General features: G+C 52.4%; 11 protein-coding genes and 2 pseudogenes. 1 reads left to right on the top strand and 12 read right to left on the bottom strand.

Annotated features, from left to right (window positions below):
- Window positions 1-873 precede the first annotated feature (873 nt).
- On the top strand, window positions 874-2,199 hold the full coding sequence (locus ACESY8_RS09065; protein ID WP_283619070.1) for a hypothetical protein: 1,326 nt from the start codon (window positions 874-876) through the stop codon (window positions 2,197-2,199).
- Window positions 2,200-2,293: 94 nt separating this feature from the next.
- Here the strand turns inward: ACESY8_RS09065 and ACESY8_RS09060 are convergent, their stop codons facing one another.
- The 12 genes and pseudogenes from ACESY8_RS09060 to ACESY8_RS09005 all read right to left on the bottom strand — a co-directional run bounded on the left by ACESY8_RS09060 (window position 2,294) and on the right by ACESY8_RS09005 (window position 14,621).
- Complete coding sequence (locus ACESY8_RS09060; RefSeq protein WP_243283859.1) at window positions 2,294-2,875, bottom strand: low molecular weight protein-tyrosine-phosphatase; 582 nt, start codon at window positions 2,873-2,875, stop codon at window positions 2,294-2,296.
- Between the two features lie 91 nt (window positions 2,876-2,966).
- A pseudogene (locus ACESY8_RS09055) lies at window positions 2,967-3,278 on the bottom strand (DUF1016 N-terminal domain-containing protein); the annotation flags it as partial.
- 166 nt (window positions 3,279-3,444) lie between these two features.
- Complete coding sequence (locus ACESY8_RS09050) at window positions 3,445-3,873, bottom strand: hypothetical protein (protein ID WP_196011433.1); 429 nt, start codon at window positions 3,871-3,873, stop codon at window positions 3,445-3,447.
- Window positions 3,870-5,390, bottom strand: a complete 1,521-nt coding sequence (locus ACESY8_RS09045; protein WP_196011431.1) for a Y-family DNA polymerase — start codon at window positions 5,388-5,390, stop codon at window positions 3,870-3,872. The genes ACESY8_RS09050 and ACESY8_RS09045 overlap by 4 nt, the downstream gene beginning before the upstream one ends.
- Before the next feature lie 571 nt (window positions 5,391-5,961).
- Window positions 5,962-6,147 (bottom strand): hypothetical protein, encoded by a 186-nt coding sequence (locus ACESY8_RS09040; protein ID WP_196011435.1) that lies wholly within the window; start codon window positions 6,145-6,147, stop codon window positions 5,962-5,964.
- The gene (locus ACESY8_RS09035; RefSeq protein ID WP_196011429.1) at window positions 6,144-7,790 is read right to left on the bottom strand and encodes a recombinase family protein; all 1,647 of its coding nucleotides are present in this window, start codon (window positions 7,788-7,790) and stop codon (window positions 6,144-6,146) included. Before ACESY8_RS09035 ends, ACESY8_RS09040 begins: the two co-directional genes overlap by 4 nt.
- Window positions 7,787-8,539: a recombinase family protein gene (locus ACESY8_RS09030; protein WP_196011427.1), complete on the bottom strand. Its 753-nt coding sequence runs from the start codon at window positions 8,537-8,539 to the stop codon at window positions 7,787-7,789. Before ACESY8_RS09030 ends, ACESY8_RS09035 begins: the two co-directional genes overlap by 4 nt.
- On the bottom strand, window positions 8,539-10,140 hold the full coding sequence (locus ACESY8_RS09025; protein WP_195495633.1) for a recombinase family protein: 1,602 nt from the start codon (window positions 10,138-10,140) through the stop codon (window positions 8,539-8,541). Before ACESY8_RS09025 ends, ACESY8_RS09030 begins: the two co-directional genes overlap by 1 nt.
- Before the next feature lie 409 nt (window positions 10,141-10,549).
- Window positions 10,550-11,833 (bottom strand): annotated as a pseudogene (locus tag ACESY8_RS09020) (IS110 family RNA-guided transposase).
- A 179-nt stretch (window positions 11,834-12,012) separates the two neighbouring features.
- Window positions 12,013-12,156 carry a hypothetical protein gene (locus ACESY8_RS09015; protein WP_283619063.1) on the bottom strand — a complete coding sequence of 48 codons (144 nt, stop codon included), beginning with the start codon at window positions 12,154-12,156 and terminating at the stop codon, window positions 12,013-12,015.
- Between the two features lie 518 nt (window positions 12,157-12,674).
- On the bottom strand, window positions 12,675-13,007 hold the full coding sequence (locus tag ACESY8_RS09010) for a DeoR family transcriptional regulator (protein WP_196011425.1): 333 nt from the start codon (window positions 13,005-13,007) through the stop codon (window positions 12,675-12,677).
- A gap of 468 nt (window positions 13,008-13,475) precedes the next feature.
- Window positions 13,476-14,621 (bottom strand): site-specific integrase, encoded by a 1,146-nt coding sequence (locus ACESY8_RS09005; protein WP_196011423.1) that lies wholly within the window; start codon window positions 14,619-14,621, stop codon window positions 13,476-13,478.
- Between the last annotated feature and the right edge of the window lie 174 nt (window positions 14,622-14,795).

The raw sequence follows: 14,795 nt of genomic DNA, 5'->3' as shown, positions 1-14,795 counted from the left end.
TGGCCTTTTTTGCCTGCCCTGTTTTCCAATGAGGATTTTTTCATTCAGAGGCTTGACTTTTTATTTGCAGACTTTTGTATTGCCGATACAAAAGATTGGGAAACCCTTGATTTACACTAGTTAGGTATACGAAGCACTCTTTTTTCTCTATTTCAGATATCATGCACTCTTCAATAGAAAAATGTATTGTTAATGTATGTTGTTCTATGCACGACGACTTTTTCCCAGCAGCTAGTTGAACATCTACTTTTTATTTGAACATAACAAAACCTCCATAACATTGGGTAAATGCCAATATTATGGAGGTTTTATAAAAAAATAAGCTACATTTCAGCCCTGCAGTACAAGACCAAAATGTAGCTTTTAACTTGGCATATGCATACGAAAAAGATTCAGCATTTCGCTGAAGCAGCCTTCTGGCCGGCGGCGCTTTTGCGCTGTACAAGTGTTTTGGCCGAAAGCCAAAACCTTGGCGCAGGCGGAATTCACTTCTGCCGAGTATGTGAAGTCCTCACGGTATCCATAAAAAAATAACCACACCAAAAGGTGTGGTTATTTTTTTGGAACACTACACCAATCTGGATATTTTCTGTCGTGCTATATTGCCCCGAGCCTAACAGTGTTTTGTTGTTATCTTGCGAATGTTTTCCCCTGCTGCCCTTGACCAGGTATTTCATACATATTAAAATGATAGGTGCTTAGGCCCCTGACAAGTTATTTACACGCTACTAAGCTACTTCTTATTGCATGTGGATATAAATTTCATTAAAAGCGTAACTGCTATACCTCTTACGGAATGGAGGTTTTGAGGTGGTATGAATATGAAAGGGAGCTGGATGAAGAAAAGACAGTAAGAACTTGGGGGGTATATCTATGAATACATATGAAAAGCTACACGAATACCATATTCAACAGGGAAATATTATTAGCTCAAATTCAGAGCGGTTGTCGAAGCAAGGGTTAGTAAAGGACTACAAAGATATTTATCCAGATTTGAAAGGCATATTTTCAGATCCTGGTAGTAGCGTCTCATATATTCGGGGAAATGTTCCACTCAAATTAACCTCGCTGTTATATGATAAAACTATTGTATATCTCCCACCATGGCCTAAAGATCTTATTGAAAAGCGATTTGGCCTATCCTATAAAGATTTTCTTACTCTTTGCCGCAACAATATCGTCATACCCATTATTGGGAATTCCCATGACTATAGTGCATCGCATTTTGAGCCTTTATTTAGAGGGAAACTGCCTCCTCCTTCATTATGGGCTCGCGGCGTGGCACTTCTAGATGTATTTGGAATGAGTGACACACTTGAAATTGCTCGTCAAAAAATACCAGTAGAGAGAATTGCTTCTACTTTAGAAATTCAAAAAAAGTGGGCTGACAAATTACCGGGGATCAGCAAAGATGACCTCAAAAAAGCAATTATGGATGACGTATCTGTGATGTATGCAGATCTATGCATTTTTGGATATGAGTACGAAGCTCAAGAGGTCGGTAGATTTCAAGATATGCAAAAGGTTTATGAGTCATTGCAAATCCTTAACGAGGCTATTACATATCCAGTCTTATTTGGCCTAGACTCTCAAGCAACATATAATCCTGACAAATTCAAAAATAGCATATCAAAATTATATGTTAAACCTCAATATAGTGTACAGCCATTACCAATTCCACCAGATCTAGAGGTTCTCCTTCAAGGGATAGGCGTTAATGTTGATACGATCTCCTTAGAAGATATCATTAAATATCGAAATGACGGATTCGGTGTTGCCTTACGCAAGGCTCTTAATTCATTTGAGGACTATTGCAATAAAGCGTTAAATGGTGACAAACCATTAGAAAGGGATTACATTTTGGCGTATGCCGAAACATTCCAGAAGCAAATTAAGATGGCCACATGCGAATTAACGCCTCAAAAATATAAAAAGTTTGACACCTTTGAAAAACACCTTATGACATCTATTAAAATCGGCGGTTTTGGAATTGGCGGGTTATTGGGCTATACAATAGACGGAAACTTAGCAACGATAGCCGGGATTTCTGGATTTACTGGGGGAATTTTAAAAGAGATTTTGACATTCCCCAAGGCCAAAGAAATTGTAAACTGGATTTTGAATTTCTGCTTAACCCGTAATAATTCAAAATATATGGTAAATATTTGGGAGTGCAAAAAAATTGTAGATACTCGTTAAGTAGTTCCAAGGCGGGTAATTAAGTTAAACTTCCCCCAAAAGACACAGTTTGTAGATCTCCGATAAAATGGGGTAGCCACACAGCATCAATAGTTTATGAGGTCTTTCCTCCCTTCGCCAGCAAGTCATCCAGCAGCCCTTGACACCCCTCCAGTACATCCCGCCAGGTGGCGTCGAAGTCGTCGGTGTACCAGGGGTCGGCCACCTCGTCGAAGCAAAGTCCGCTTTTCTCCGTTTCCGCCTGTGGCGAAAACTCCGAACGCTCCCTTGCTTCTCCTCTCCCCGCGCGACCCGCTTCTCTGGGCTCGCGTGGGGGCCCCTTCCGGCGGCCGGCGTATTCCATCAGGAGGTGCATCTTGTCGTTGAAGTCGCCGCCGCAGATGCGGTAGCTGTTGCGGAGGTTGGCCCTGTCCATTCCAATGAGTAGGTCGTACTCCTCGTAGTCGCGGTTGCGGAGCTGCCGGGCGGCGTAACCGCCGCAGGAGATGCCGTGCTCCGCCAGCTTCCGCCGGGCCGGAGGGTAGCCCGGGTTGCCGATCTCCTCCCGGCTGGTGGCCGCCGAGGCAATCTGAAACTCGTCCTCCAGGCCTGCCTTTTTCACCAAGTCCTTCATCACATACTCGGCCATCGGACTCCGACAAATATTGCCGTGACACACAAAAAGGATCTTCCTCATGTTCCAGACACTCCACACTCACTGTATTTTCCTCAGTATAGCAGGAATCCAACTGTTCGTCGAGTGTGGATTGCAGCCATACCCCGGCCTGGATCCGCTCCAGCAGCTCCGCCTTGGTCCATCGGTGCTCCAGTGCAGCCCGGAGATACCAGGCGCGTTCTTGGCTGCCCTCACAGCCCTCCAAAATGGCCACATTTTGCGTCCAGCCCAGTTTCAGGGTCGGCGCTCGCAACTCTGGATTGTCGGCATAGGCCCGGTATAATTCCCGCATCCGGCGCAAGTTGCGTGGGGAGAAGCCCCTGGCCTCCGAATAGTTTTCCTGGAGATACTCGGCGGCCATGACCGCCGCGCCCTTCTCCGGGCGGGCACAAACGGCCCTGCCGATCTCAAAGTACAGCTCCATCTGCGGGAACTCCGCCCCCATGAGCTGATCCAGTATCCCATACATGGCGCTGTAATCGGTTGGTTTTCTGATGTTCATTGGGCTCTCCTTTCCGGCGCCCTGCGCCTAATTTGATCTGGCCGCAAAAGGGAGCACGGCGATTGATACGCTGTGCTCCCTTCTGTAGTCAACTATATATGAGCATCTGGAAGATATCGCTCTCCAGGGCCGCCACATCCTCCAGCGGGATCTCCGTCCCGTCCGCCAGAACCAGAATCCGTTCCAGTTCCTTGAACTTTTTCAGCCGGCCGGTGGCCGTTCGGTACGCCCCGCCCTCTTTCCGCTCGTCAGGCCGGAACCAGGTGACGGTAATCTCTGGCTGTTCGTTCAAATGCTCCAGCAGTACGGCCTGTCTCCGATCCAGCTCCGCCGTGGCGTCCTCGTCCAGTTCCATGCGCTGTTCCGTCCGCCGGACGGTCCCCACGATGGCGGCCCCATGGCCGGCAAGAGCGGCAAAGGGGCTGAAGATGAAGGCCCGGTCGCAGATGGGCATCCTAGGATGCCCGGAGGAGGTGGGACGGGGGAGGTTTATGATATCATCGTAAGGCCCGCTCATGCCTGGTGTCCTCCAATCGTCTGATTGCGCTCTTTGGCGGTAGCGCCCTCCTCCAGATTCAGCCCTTTGAGGATGGCGTTCTTGCCATAGCGCTTCTTGATGCCCAGCATGGTCTCCTGGAGCTTCCGCTCCCGGGCGTGGACAGCCTCGTCCGCCCGCTCCCGCGCCTCTCTGGCGGCGTAGTCGGTGAACAGATCCAGCTGCTCCGCCTCCGGTTCCCTGGGGGCCTCCGCCTCGTCCAACAGCCTGTTGGCGCTGATGCTCAGGCGGCGGATCAGCAGGTTCTTGTCCACGATCCGGTCATAGAGGGCCGCCACCGCTCTCTGCAGGTCATTGGATGACGAAGTATAGGCAAAGTTCTCCGTGCCCACGGCGTGCTTGGGGATGCTCCGCCCGTAGCGGTCGGTGGTCACCGGGCCGCGGTAGCTTTGACGGCGGCGCGGGTCGTCCAGGTTCTCCCGGTCATAGCCCACGGTGAGCACCAGCTGGTTGGTCACCAGGCCCTTGTCCACCAGCTCCAGGGCCAGGGCGTCCGCCATCTCCCGCACCACGAGCCGGGCCTTGTCAAAGTCATAGGGACACTGGAGCACCTGGCCGGAGACGATGCTCTTGTGCTCCGGCTTGTACGCCTTCACATCCGCGATGGTGCAGGGCTCCCAGCCCCAGGCGTGATCAATCAGGATCTCCGCGTTGACGCCGAACAGCTTATAGAGCAGCTCCTCGTTGTGGTAGTCCGTGGGCTTGCCGATGGAGCACCGGGCGATATCCCCCATGGTGTACAGGCCGTGGGCCTCCAGCTTGCTTGTGTAGCCCTTGCCCACCCGCCAGAAGTCCGTCAGGGGACGGTGCGTCCAGAGCAGACGGCGGTAGCTGTCCTCCGTGAGTTTGGCGATACGGACGCCATGCCGGTCGGCCCGGATGTGCTTGGACACAATGTCCATGGCCACCTTGGCCAGATACAGGTTGCTCCCCATCCCCGCCGCGGCAGTAATGCCGGTGGTGTTCAGAATATCCAGTAGGATGGTCTGGATCAGCTCCCGGGCCGTCATTTTGTAGGTATCCAGGTAGTGGGTCAGATCGATAAACACCTCGTCGATGCTGTAGGGAAAGATATCCTCCGGCGCGATGTATTTCAGGTAGACGCTATAAATCTTCGTGCTCCAGTCGATGTAGTGGGCCATCCGGGGTGGGGCCACCAGGTAATCCAGTGCCAGAGCTGGATTTTCCCTCACCTCCGGATCGTTCCAGGAGGCGTCGGCAAACCGCCGGGCGGGGGCCTGCCGCTGCCGCCGGAGGTTGACCTCCTTGACCTTCTGCACCACCTCGAAGAGCCTGGCCCGGCCCGAAATGCCGTAGGCTTTCAGGGATGGGGTCACGGCCAGGCAGATGGTCTTATCCGTCCGCCGCTTATCCGCCACCACCAGATTGGTGGTCATGGGATCCAGCCCCCGCTCCACGCACTCCACCGAGGCGTAAAAGCTCTTCAGATCGCAGCAAACATAGCACTTCTCCTTCACGCCCCGGTCGCTCCCTTCCTGCTTAGTATATCACGGGCATCGTCCAATTATCGGGGCCAGCCTCACATGATCTACATACCGTCATCCATCTCTGTTGTATCTTCTCCCCAGAATCCTTTATGCTGATTGTAGCACATTTGTTCTATCTGTGCCATAGGGATACGGTGTTTTCTCAGCTGGAAAGCCACAAAGGAAAAGGCGGCGGAGCCGCCGCCCTTTCCCTTAGGGCCTTCTGACTATAGTATCTGCACGATTTGCTCCCACAAGAGAATGTACTTGGTGTCAATGGCTTTGTTGTTGTGGTAGTGGCCGAATAGCCAGTAGTGGTATTGTGCCCGGTCTTTGACTTCCTGGAGGAAGTCCGTCAGGTGATCCGCCACATTGTTCCGGGAGAGCTGGAGGGCGATGCTGGTGGGGGCGCAGTGGGTGAGGATGTCAAGGCGCGGGCGTTTTCTGCGGAAAACGCATCGTTGCGCTCTAAAGCCGCGCCTTCCAGGGGGAACCAGTTCCCCCTAGATACGCGCCGCAGGCGGCGCGATACCCCCTCCGCCCTACGGGGTGGACATCGGGATTAGGAATGAGTAATGCTCCTCCGCTCTTTCCGCTTCAATGTCAGGTATTTCCGCTCAAAGTTGGGATCGTTCAGGCTGAGGATGCCGTCCTCAGTGTCATGGGAGGCCGCGCCGCCCTCTGGGAAGTATTCCGGGCGGAACCACTCAAAATTCCCGTGGGTGTCGCCTGTAGCGAAGATCTTCATGCCAGCTTCCTCCTTTTGGGCTGCGCTACATACTGCTCGATCTCCCGGCCATCCCGGAAAGTCACCCGGATCTTCTCCCGGGAGAGCACCGTCACCTTCTCCAGCAGCTGGTGGACGACCTCCTCGTCCCACTCTGTCAGCTCCGCCGTCATGTGCTCCATGGCGGCCGAAACCGCCCGCAGGCGGTTCTGGAGCCGCCCTTGTTCCTGGAAGGCACCCTCCATCTGTGCCTTCCGTTCTTTGAGACGGGCGGTGGACTCGGACAACTCCCGGAACCGCTCCGTATAGTCCTCTGCTGGGTTGGCGGACGCCTCGGCCAGCAGGCTGTTGAACTGGCTGCTCAGCTCCTCCAGGGCCCGGTCGATGTCCGCCAGGCTCATACTCTCACCCAACATCGGAGCAAGCTCCCACTCCATGACGGCGGTGAGCTGCCGGGCCAGGGTGTCGCGATCCAGCATGACGGCATTGACGGCGGCCAGGATGGCCTGCTGGAGCGGTTCCTCGTCCAGGGTGGGGGACTGGGTGCAGAACTTCTTCCCATAGTCCAGGCGGCTGACACACCGCCATACGGGGCGCTTGACTCCGCGCTGAGTCCACACGCACCGCCGGTAGGCCGTCCCGCACTCCCCGCAGAACAGCAGGTTGCTGAGGACATGCTTGCCGCTGTACTTGCCCCGGCCGGTGGGGGTGCTCTTTCGCGTGGCGCCCGCCTTGGCGTTCCGCCGGGCCATCTCCAGCTGGACAGCGTCGAAGGTCTCCCGACTGACGATACCCTCATGGTGGTTTTGAATCAGGTATTTGGGGAGCTGTCCGGTATTGGGGATTACCTTCTTGCTGATGCAGTCCTGGATGAAGGTTTTCTGGAGCAGGACGTCCCCGCAGTATTTCTCGTTGGTCAGGATGCTCCGGATATGGGAGGCCATCCACTCCTTTTTCCCGGAGACCGTGGGGATTTCCCGGCCCTCCAGGGCCGCCTTGATCTCCCGGATGCTGTCCCCGGCCAGGTAGCGGTCGTAGATGAAGCGCACCGTCTCCGCCTGCTCCGGAACAATCCTTGGCTTGCCGTCCGGGCCCTTCTCATAACCCAGCAGCTGCTTGTACTGCATGGTGACGTGGCCAGATTTCATGGCCTGACGCTTGCCCCAGCGCACCCGGCTGCTGGTGCTCTCGCTCTCCGCCTGGGCGAAAGCCCCATGCAGGGTAATCAGAAACTCGCTCTCCGGGTAGATGGAGTTGATGTTTTGCTCCTCGAAGATCACCGGGATACCCAGGCCCCGCAGTTCCCGGGTGAAGTTGAGGGTGTCCACGGTGTTGCGGGCGAAGCGGGAGACGGATTTGGCCAGGATCATGTCGATCTTCCCCTGCCTGCACTGGCGGATCATCCGCAGGAACTCCTTCCGCTTGCAGGTGGAGGTGCCGGTGATGCCCTCGTCTGCGAATACCCCGGCCATGGTCCAGCCCGGTTCCTTCATGATCTTCTCCGTGTAGTAAGAGAGCTGGTTTTCATAGCTGGAGAGCTGCTCCTCGCTGTCCGTAGACACCCGGCAGTAGGCGGCCACCCGCAGGTGGCGCTTTTTCTCCTGTTCCTGGGGTGTTTCCACTTTGGCTGGGATGACGATGACATTGGGCGCGGTATCGTTCATGTGCAATTTCCTCCTTCCAAGGTCTGGTTATTTTTCAGCAGGACGGTGACCGTCCCGTTGCTGACGGTGATGCGGCGGACGCTCTCATGGAGCAGTTCCTGCTCCAGTTCTGCCATGGGTGCCCGTCCCTGAAACAGCCTCCGAAGGCGGAGGGTTTCATACTCCTCCGGCCCGATGGCATTTAACTGGAGGGTGGCCAACCGGAAGGCCAGATCTCTGGCCTGAGCCTCGTCTACTGGCGGGCGGTGCAGGAGCTCGTCCAGCCCCCGGCGCAGCTTCATCACCTCTGTCGGTGGCTCATCCTCCAACACGGAGCAGGTGATACGCTCTGGACACTGGATCAGGCGGTTCAGGAGGCCCAGTACCTGCCGTTCCACCCAGGCCGGTGGGCTGCCGCCGCACAGCTTCCGAAGCTCCTTCTGGGCTGGGCTCTTTTGGCAGGGCGTTGTCCGTTCCTGTCGCCGTGCCTGCACCATGTGGAACTGACCCTCTGTGATGATGGACGGGAATCCACCCTCGCCGGTATACCGGCGGTCTGCCAGAATGCGGGCCGCCATGTTCTTGTTCCAGGACTTGTCTCCATCGTAGGGGATGCCCCGCTCCCGGAGCTTGTCCACCAGGGCGTTGTAGCTGGCCCCGGCCAGGTAACTGTCATAGATCCAGCGCACCGTCTCCGCCTCTGCCGGGTGGAGCATGATCTCCCCGAACTCCATTTTGTAGCCGAAGGGCCGCTTCCGGTTGCTCCCCATCACCGCACCATCCTTTCGATAGGTTCTGCCAGCTCCAGGCCGTTGACCAGCCGAAACCGCAGGCGGTCATTGCTCTCCACGATAATCTTGTCCACGAGCTCGCGGAACAGCTCCCCATCGAAGGTGTCCAGGGGGGCCGGCCCGGCCTCCAGGGTCTCTATCAGCTCCTGGGTCTGCTGGATTGTCTGATCCTCCTCAGCCTTCAGGGACCGTTCCTTCTCCAGCTTTGTAGCGCGGAGCTGTTCCGCCAGCTCGTTTTGGCGGGATATAAAAATGTCAGGGTCGACAAGCCCTTGCTGCTTGAGCTGGGCCAACAGTCGATCCTGACGGGTGATATCTGCAATTTTCTGGTTGATTGCCACGATGTCCAGGCTCCAGAGCAACCTGCCCTTCCGGGCACTCTGGAGGTCTGCAAGCAGGTGGGTGAGAATGTGCAGGCCCTGATGCCGGAGATTATAATATAGCCGAAGAAATGCCCGCTCGATTTCAATCTCAAGAACTGGCATAATTGGACAGCCATTTGTTCGATTCTTATCTCTTCCAATACAGACCCAATACATATTCCCATTCATTGCTTTTCGGCGGAAAACCGAATTACAGTTACCACAGAAAACTCTCTGCTTAAACGGGTACATATGCAAAGAAGGCGGCATGATTTTTTCCCTTCTTTGCTTCATCAGCAGATTTGCGGCACGAAACTCTTCTGGTGTAATGATACCTTGATGGGTACTGCGTACATAGTAGGAATCCACTTCACCATGATTCACTTTTGACTGAAACGGAAGTGAGGTGGTCGTATAGTATTTCTGCCATTGGGAATCCCCTATGTATTTTTCGTTGGATAGGATATACCGTATCCCCGTTGAACTCCAAGCTGGCCTTCCGCTTCTGTTTGGGACATTGTCCTTGCGCAGCCCAGCTGCAATTTCTTCTACATTGATACCGGATAAATACTCCCCAAAAATTCTATGAATGATTTCAGCTTGCTCCAGATGAATCTGTATATCCCCATTTTTGTGAATGAAACCGTAAGGGAGATATGAGGGGCGATATGTGCCATCTCGCATTCGTACCTGATAGCTCCATCGCATATTGTGGGAGATATTTTCGCTCTCCTTCTGGTCCATCATGGCGAAGATAGCGCTGAGAAACTCTCCGGCCAGCTCAGAGGTGTCGATGCCCTGCTCCTCGAAGCACACCCCTACCCCCAGGGCCTTCAACTCCCGGATGGCTTCCAGGCACTCCTTGGCATTCCGGGCAAACCGGGAGGAGGATTTCACCAGGATCTTGTCCACCCGACCCCGCCGGCAGTCCGCCAGCAGCCGTTGGAAGTCGTCCCGCTTTTCCGCCGAGGTGCCGGTGATACCCTTGTCCGCGTACACGTCCACGAACTCCCACTCCGGGTTGGCCGCAATGAGCTCCGTGTAGTGGGCGTTCTGGGTGGCAAAGGAGTTGAGCTGATCCTCCGAGCTGGAGCTCACCCGGGCATAGGCTGCCACACGGAGTTTCCGATCCCGGACAGGATCGCTGGGCGGGATGGTAATCACCTGGGGCGCACCGTTCAGCGCCAGGGAACCGCTGGTTTTCTTCTGCTCGTCCACGAAATCGCCTCCCTATATAGTCTTAGTTATTCTCAGTGATACTCTCGTTTTCGCAGGATTACACAAGTTCATACAGAGCAGGATACAGACAGGAACAGCATCAAGTGCAGGTTCCTGCGAAAAATGGGTGCAGCAAAGCCAGCATCCAGTGGTTTCTGGATGACAGGCCATACGGTAAACCACATCTTTTGCAGCAGCAAACCTCCCATTTCTATCAGGGCCGTTGCCCTATATTCCTTCGTCCTGCTTGCCTGCAAAGTGGTGTCAGTCATTCTCCTGTACCGAGTCTAAGCTCTAATGGCGATTTACATTGACCAACTACCGGCTCTGTATTTTTGTGTAATCAATTGGAACGGAAGCTCTGTAAGTCTCTCCGCGACGCAACAGGGAGACACTTCCTGTAAGTGAGTTACGCAGCCTTCAGCGGCTGGTTTCTGCGGATGTCAGCAAGCATTTTCTCGGCGCTGTATGCACAGCCCTTTGTGGCTACTGCGTAGAACACCCGAAGCAGCTTGCAGCATATCGCAATGATTGACTGCATTTTCTTCAGTGGGTTTTCTGCCCTCGTTGTGAGGTAATGGTGGAGTTTTTGAAACTCCTCGTTTCTCGCCACCAGCGGCATCACTGCCCGGAACAGGATTGCTCGTAGATGCGCTCTCCCTCGCCGGCTGATTTCCGTCTGGCCTTTATGTTTACCAGAACTGTTTTCAGTGATGGCGAGTCCTGCCAGTTTCTGAAGTTGGCGTGGGGATGAGAAGCGCCGGAGGTCTCCAACTTCAGCAAAGATGCCAGCGACAGTGATGAGACCAATCCCTTTGATTTTAAGAAGTTCTTCCACCTCTGGGATTTGCCTGCACAGGCTTTCCACAACCTTCATGATACGCTCATACTGCTGAAGTTTAGCGTCATAGTCCTCCAGCAGAATTTGCAGCTCCATGCGGGCCGCTTCAATACCCGTTGTGCATCCAACGCTGTTTTGGGCCGCTTCAAAGGCCCTTTGAGCCCTTTTAAGGCCAGCACAACGTAGTTTCATCTGTCGCCATATCTGGTTAATTCCATCTACACCTAAAGCGACTAAATTGGAGGGAAGCGGTGCTGCATGAAGCAGCGCCATACTTCCAATACCCTCAAATTCCCCAAACACAGTTTTGTGCTTTGGAAAGTAGATTTTTAGCCAACGCTGGATTTGATTCTGCACTGAAGTGAGCTCTTTCTGTACTCTCCAGCGGCAGTTCATGGCGACTCGCAGTTCCGCATACAGCCCTTGTGGGATGTATGGGAGTACATAGCGCCCTTCCAGCACCAACTTTGCGATTGTCTTTGGATCCTTCTAGTCGCTCTTGCTGGGATGTCCATCGTCTAGTTCTTTGCTGCACTTCACATGGTATGGATTGACCAGCACCAACTTCATACTGCCCCCTTGCAGATACGCCGCCAGAGTGAACCAGTAGTGTCCCGTTGGCTCAAGCCCCACCATGATTCTGCCCTTCTTCTGTTCTGCTGCCAACTCAGATGCCCAGCACAGAAAGTAGTGAAAGCCTTCTGCGCTGTTCTCAAACTTGACTGCCTTACTCAGTTCAAGGCCGCGCCAGTCGAACGCTCTTGCCCAATGGGTATCGCGGGCAATATCCACTCCAATGACCATTGTTGTCTCTGTGACTTGACGGATTTTCTCGTTCTGTGCTACACTCATCTCGGACATTCCTTTCAATGGTTGATTCAATTAGGGCGCTTGACCCTGCATGTTTACCATTGTACGGAATGTCCTTTTTCTGTTCAAATGCCGGATTTTCTCATATTACAGGAATCTCCTGTCAGCAACACACAATACCAGCACATCCGCAAAATATCCATATCCAACCCCAACAAAAATTAGGGGGAAAATATGACGTCTGCCCCGGTTTCCGTCCGGAGGCGGGCGGCGATCCTCCCGGCCTCCTTCCGACTGACAAGGCCGGCAGTCTGGAGGTGGCGGAGGAGGTTCATCATCCCGATATAATTGATATTCTGGTTCATGGCCAACCCTCGTTTCAGGTGGAGGCCGCTCCCAAATGGGCAGGGAGCGGCCTCCGCTTCCTATCTTCTGAAATCTTAGATTTCCAAAAGCAATCATTCCGCACCTGTATTCGACACTACTTCCCCAGGTGTCAGGGCGGCAGCAGACGGACTGTGTTGGCACACATCACGGGAATCTCACCCCTCCGAGGATCTCTCCGAGCTGCCCCCATTGCTTGATCCCGGTATCACCCGGGGCTGTGGCTGGACAGGAGTATCATTATCAGATTGCTGACGAGGATCGGGCCGGATAAAAACCAGCCGCAATGCGAAACAGCCCGCCACAGGCTGCTTTGTGGACAGATGGGCACCGCTCTGCACCTTCCTTGGCCGTCTTTGATGCGGGTTCACGGCCCGCACAGGTGGTCTTGGCGCATCCTCCAGTGTCGCTTCAGCCCCCTTCCAGAGGGCCTCTCGTCAGCAGACGTATCCCGCTGCCGGATGTTCTATTTGCAAGGATCAGAACGGAAATCGGTAGATCACCGATACTCCCAATACAGGGCAAACTGGGCCAAAATGCTATTCATGATTTGGAGTTCCTCCCCGTCTAAGGCGGATCTTAGCTTTTGGAGAAGTATTTCCTGCTTTGGGGATAACATCCGACTTTCTAGATGGAACCACTCTGGTAGATGAGCCCCTCCACCATATCGTCCCCGTGTAACCTGGATCGGGTAATAGCAGGAGAGAATCACCAAATCGTTTCGAATCGTCCGCTCAGAAACACCAAACTCTGTCGCAAGATTTATGGCTGTTTGGTGCCTCCTCTTACATAGCAGACGTAGGATTTCGCTTCTCCGCTCTGACGGGGTCATTCCTCTCACCGCCCTCGTCTTGCCCTGTGATTGAAGTATAAAGGTTAAAGCGGAAGGTTCATTTCCACTTTAAAAAAGTTTCTGGCTTGATCGCATAAATTCAGCATTATGCCTCATTTAGAAAGGATTTTTGTCGCATAATAGACAAAAGCAGGACAATGAGAGGATGATAAAAAGCCCGAGCTACTGTGGCCTAGGGCTACAGTAACACGGACTCTTTATTATAGGGCTTTGAAACTATTTTACTTGGGCGGACAGTCTACTACTTTTCCTACAGATATCCGTCTTCCCTACCTAAGCAATAATCAACTCAAGAGAGTAAGATGCGCAATGAAGATAGTAGTTTTGATTCGCACCTTGATAGAAGCAATCTTTTTGCTGATGTCCCGTTATTTTTTATATCGTCCAGATCCAACCATAAATTAATAGAATTCACAGAATGTTATGATTGTACATGGGGAGGAGTTTTCATTCGATACAAATTCTAGATGCCACCATGTTTAATACTTCCTGGTGCGTTTGGTCAAACAAATGTGTATAGATTCGCCCAGTAATTGTAATATCTTTATGCCCCAGCGCTTTTCCGATATCGACCAACGGAACCTTTGCGCTATTCGCCACGCTGGCAAAAGTATGCCGGAGTCCGTGAATCGTAATATGCGGCAATCCATGGAGCTGAATAAATTGACGAAATATATTGGTGACTTGATTCGGTTGACAAGGGCTTCCATCCTTTTTTACCACTACATAGCCGCTATCCCAATATGCCTTACCGAGTTGTTTCTTCTGTTGTAATTGGTTAAAACGTTCTTCTCTTAATAGATCGACCAAGTCACTTATACCGGCAATTCCCAACTTTCTAATAGAACTTTCTGACTTCGGTTGTTTCTCAACTACTTTACCCCCCGCTGTAGTCCGTACACATTGGATTTGAATAACTCCATTTTCTAAATCAACATCTTCCCATCTCAAGCCGCAAATCTCACTTCTGCGCAGCCCAAGGTATCCAGCCAGCTTAACAACAATCTCAAGCCAGTCCCCTTCTACGGCCCGGAACAGCTTATTTAGTTGCTTTGGATTATAGTAAGACTGACTGGGCAACTGCTGGTGGGGAGCCTCCACTAGGTCGATCGGATTTTCTGGCAATAATTTTTGTCTATGTGCCATTTTCAGTGCTGTATGCAGAAGAATATGGTGTTTATACACTGTATTTGAGCTTAGTCCCTTTTCCCTCATAATTTGATTGTAATACGCTTGAATTTGATATGGTGTAAGCTGTTGAATCTTTACCTTTCCTAATATAGGGATAATGTGATTAGTAATTATGCTATGGTAACAGTAATAGGTGGTATCCTCCCGGTTAGGCCGTATTACATCTTCAAGCCAATATGATAGCCAATGTTCTAAGGTCATCTGCGTCGGAGGTGTCAGTCTATTTTGTAAACGCCTGATCTCAAAACGGCACAGCGCTTCCTTTGCTATCTCCTTCTGTGAAAATGTTTTGGTTTTCCTCATACGTCTACCAAATGCATCCCGGCCATAATCAAAGTAAACATAAAATAGTCTTTTCCCATCGTCATACGCCAAATTTTTTTCAATTCTCTTTCGTGACATAGTTCTCTCCTTACTGAATTTTTATTCATCTTTCGAAGTTTATGTGTTAATTCTGTCAGCATTTTCTACTCATGTCAAGGCTACCAACGGGCTACCTAAGATCTACTAAATAATGCCCTATACTCCGCCTTTTATACCCAAAAAACGGGAGGTTTCCTCTTCTTTCGCGGACGA

The organism is Clostridium sp. ATCC BAA-442, assembly GCF_964239415.1.
Taxonomy (GTDB): Bacteria; Bacillota; Clostridia; order Oscillospirales; family Oscillospiraceae; genus Flavonifractor; species Flavonifractor plautii.
This window is presented reverse-complemented; position numbering and strand designations above follow the sequence as displayed.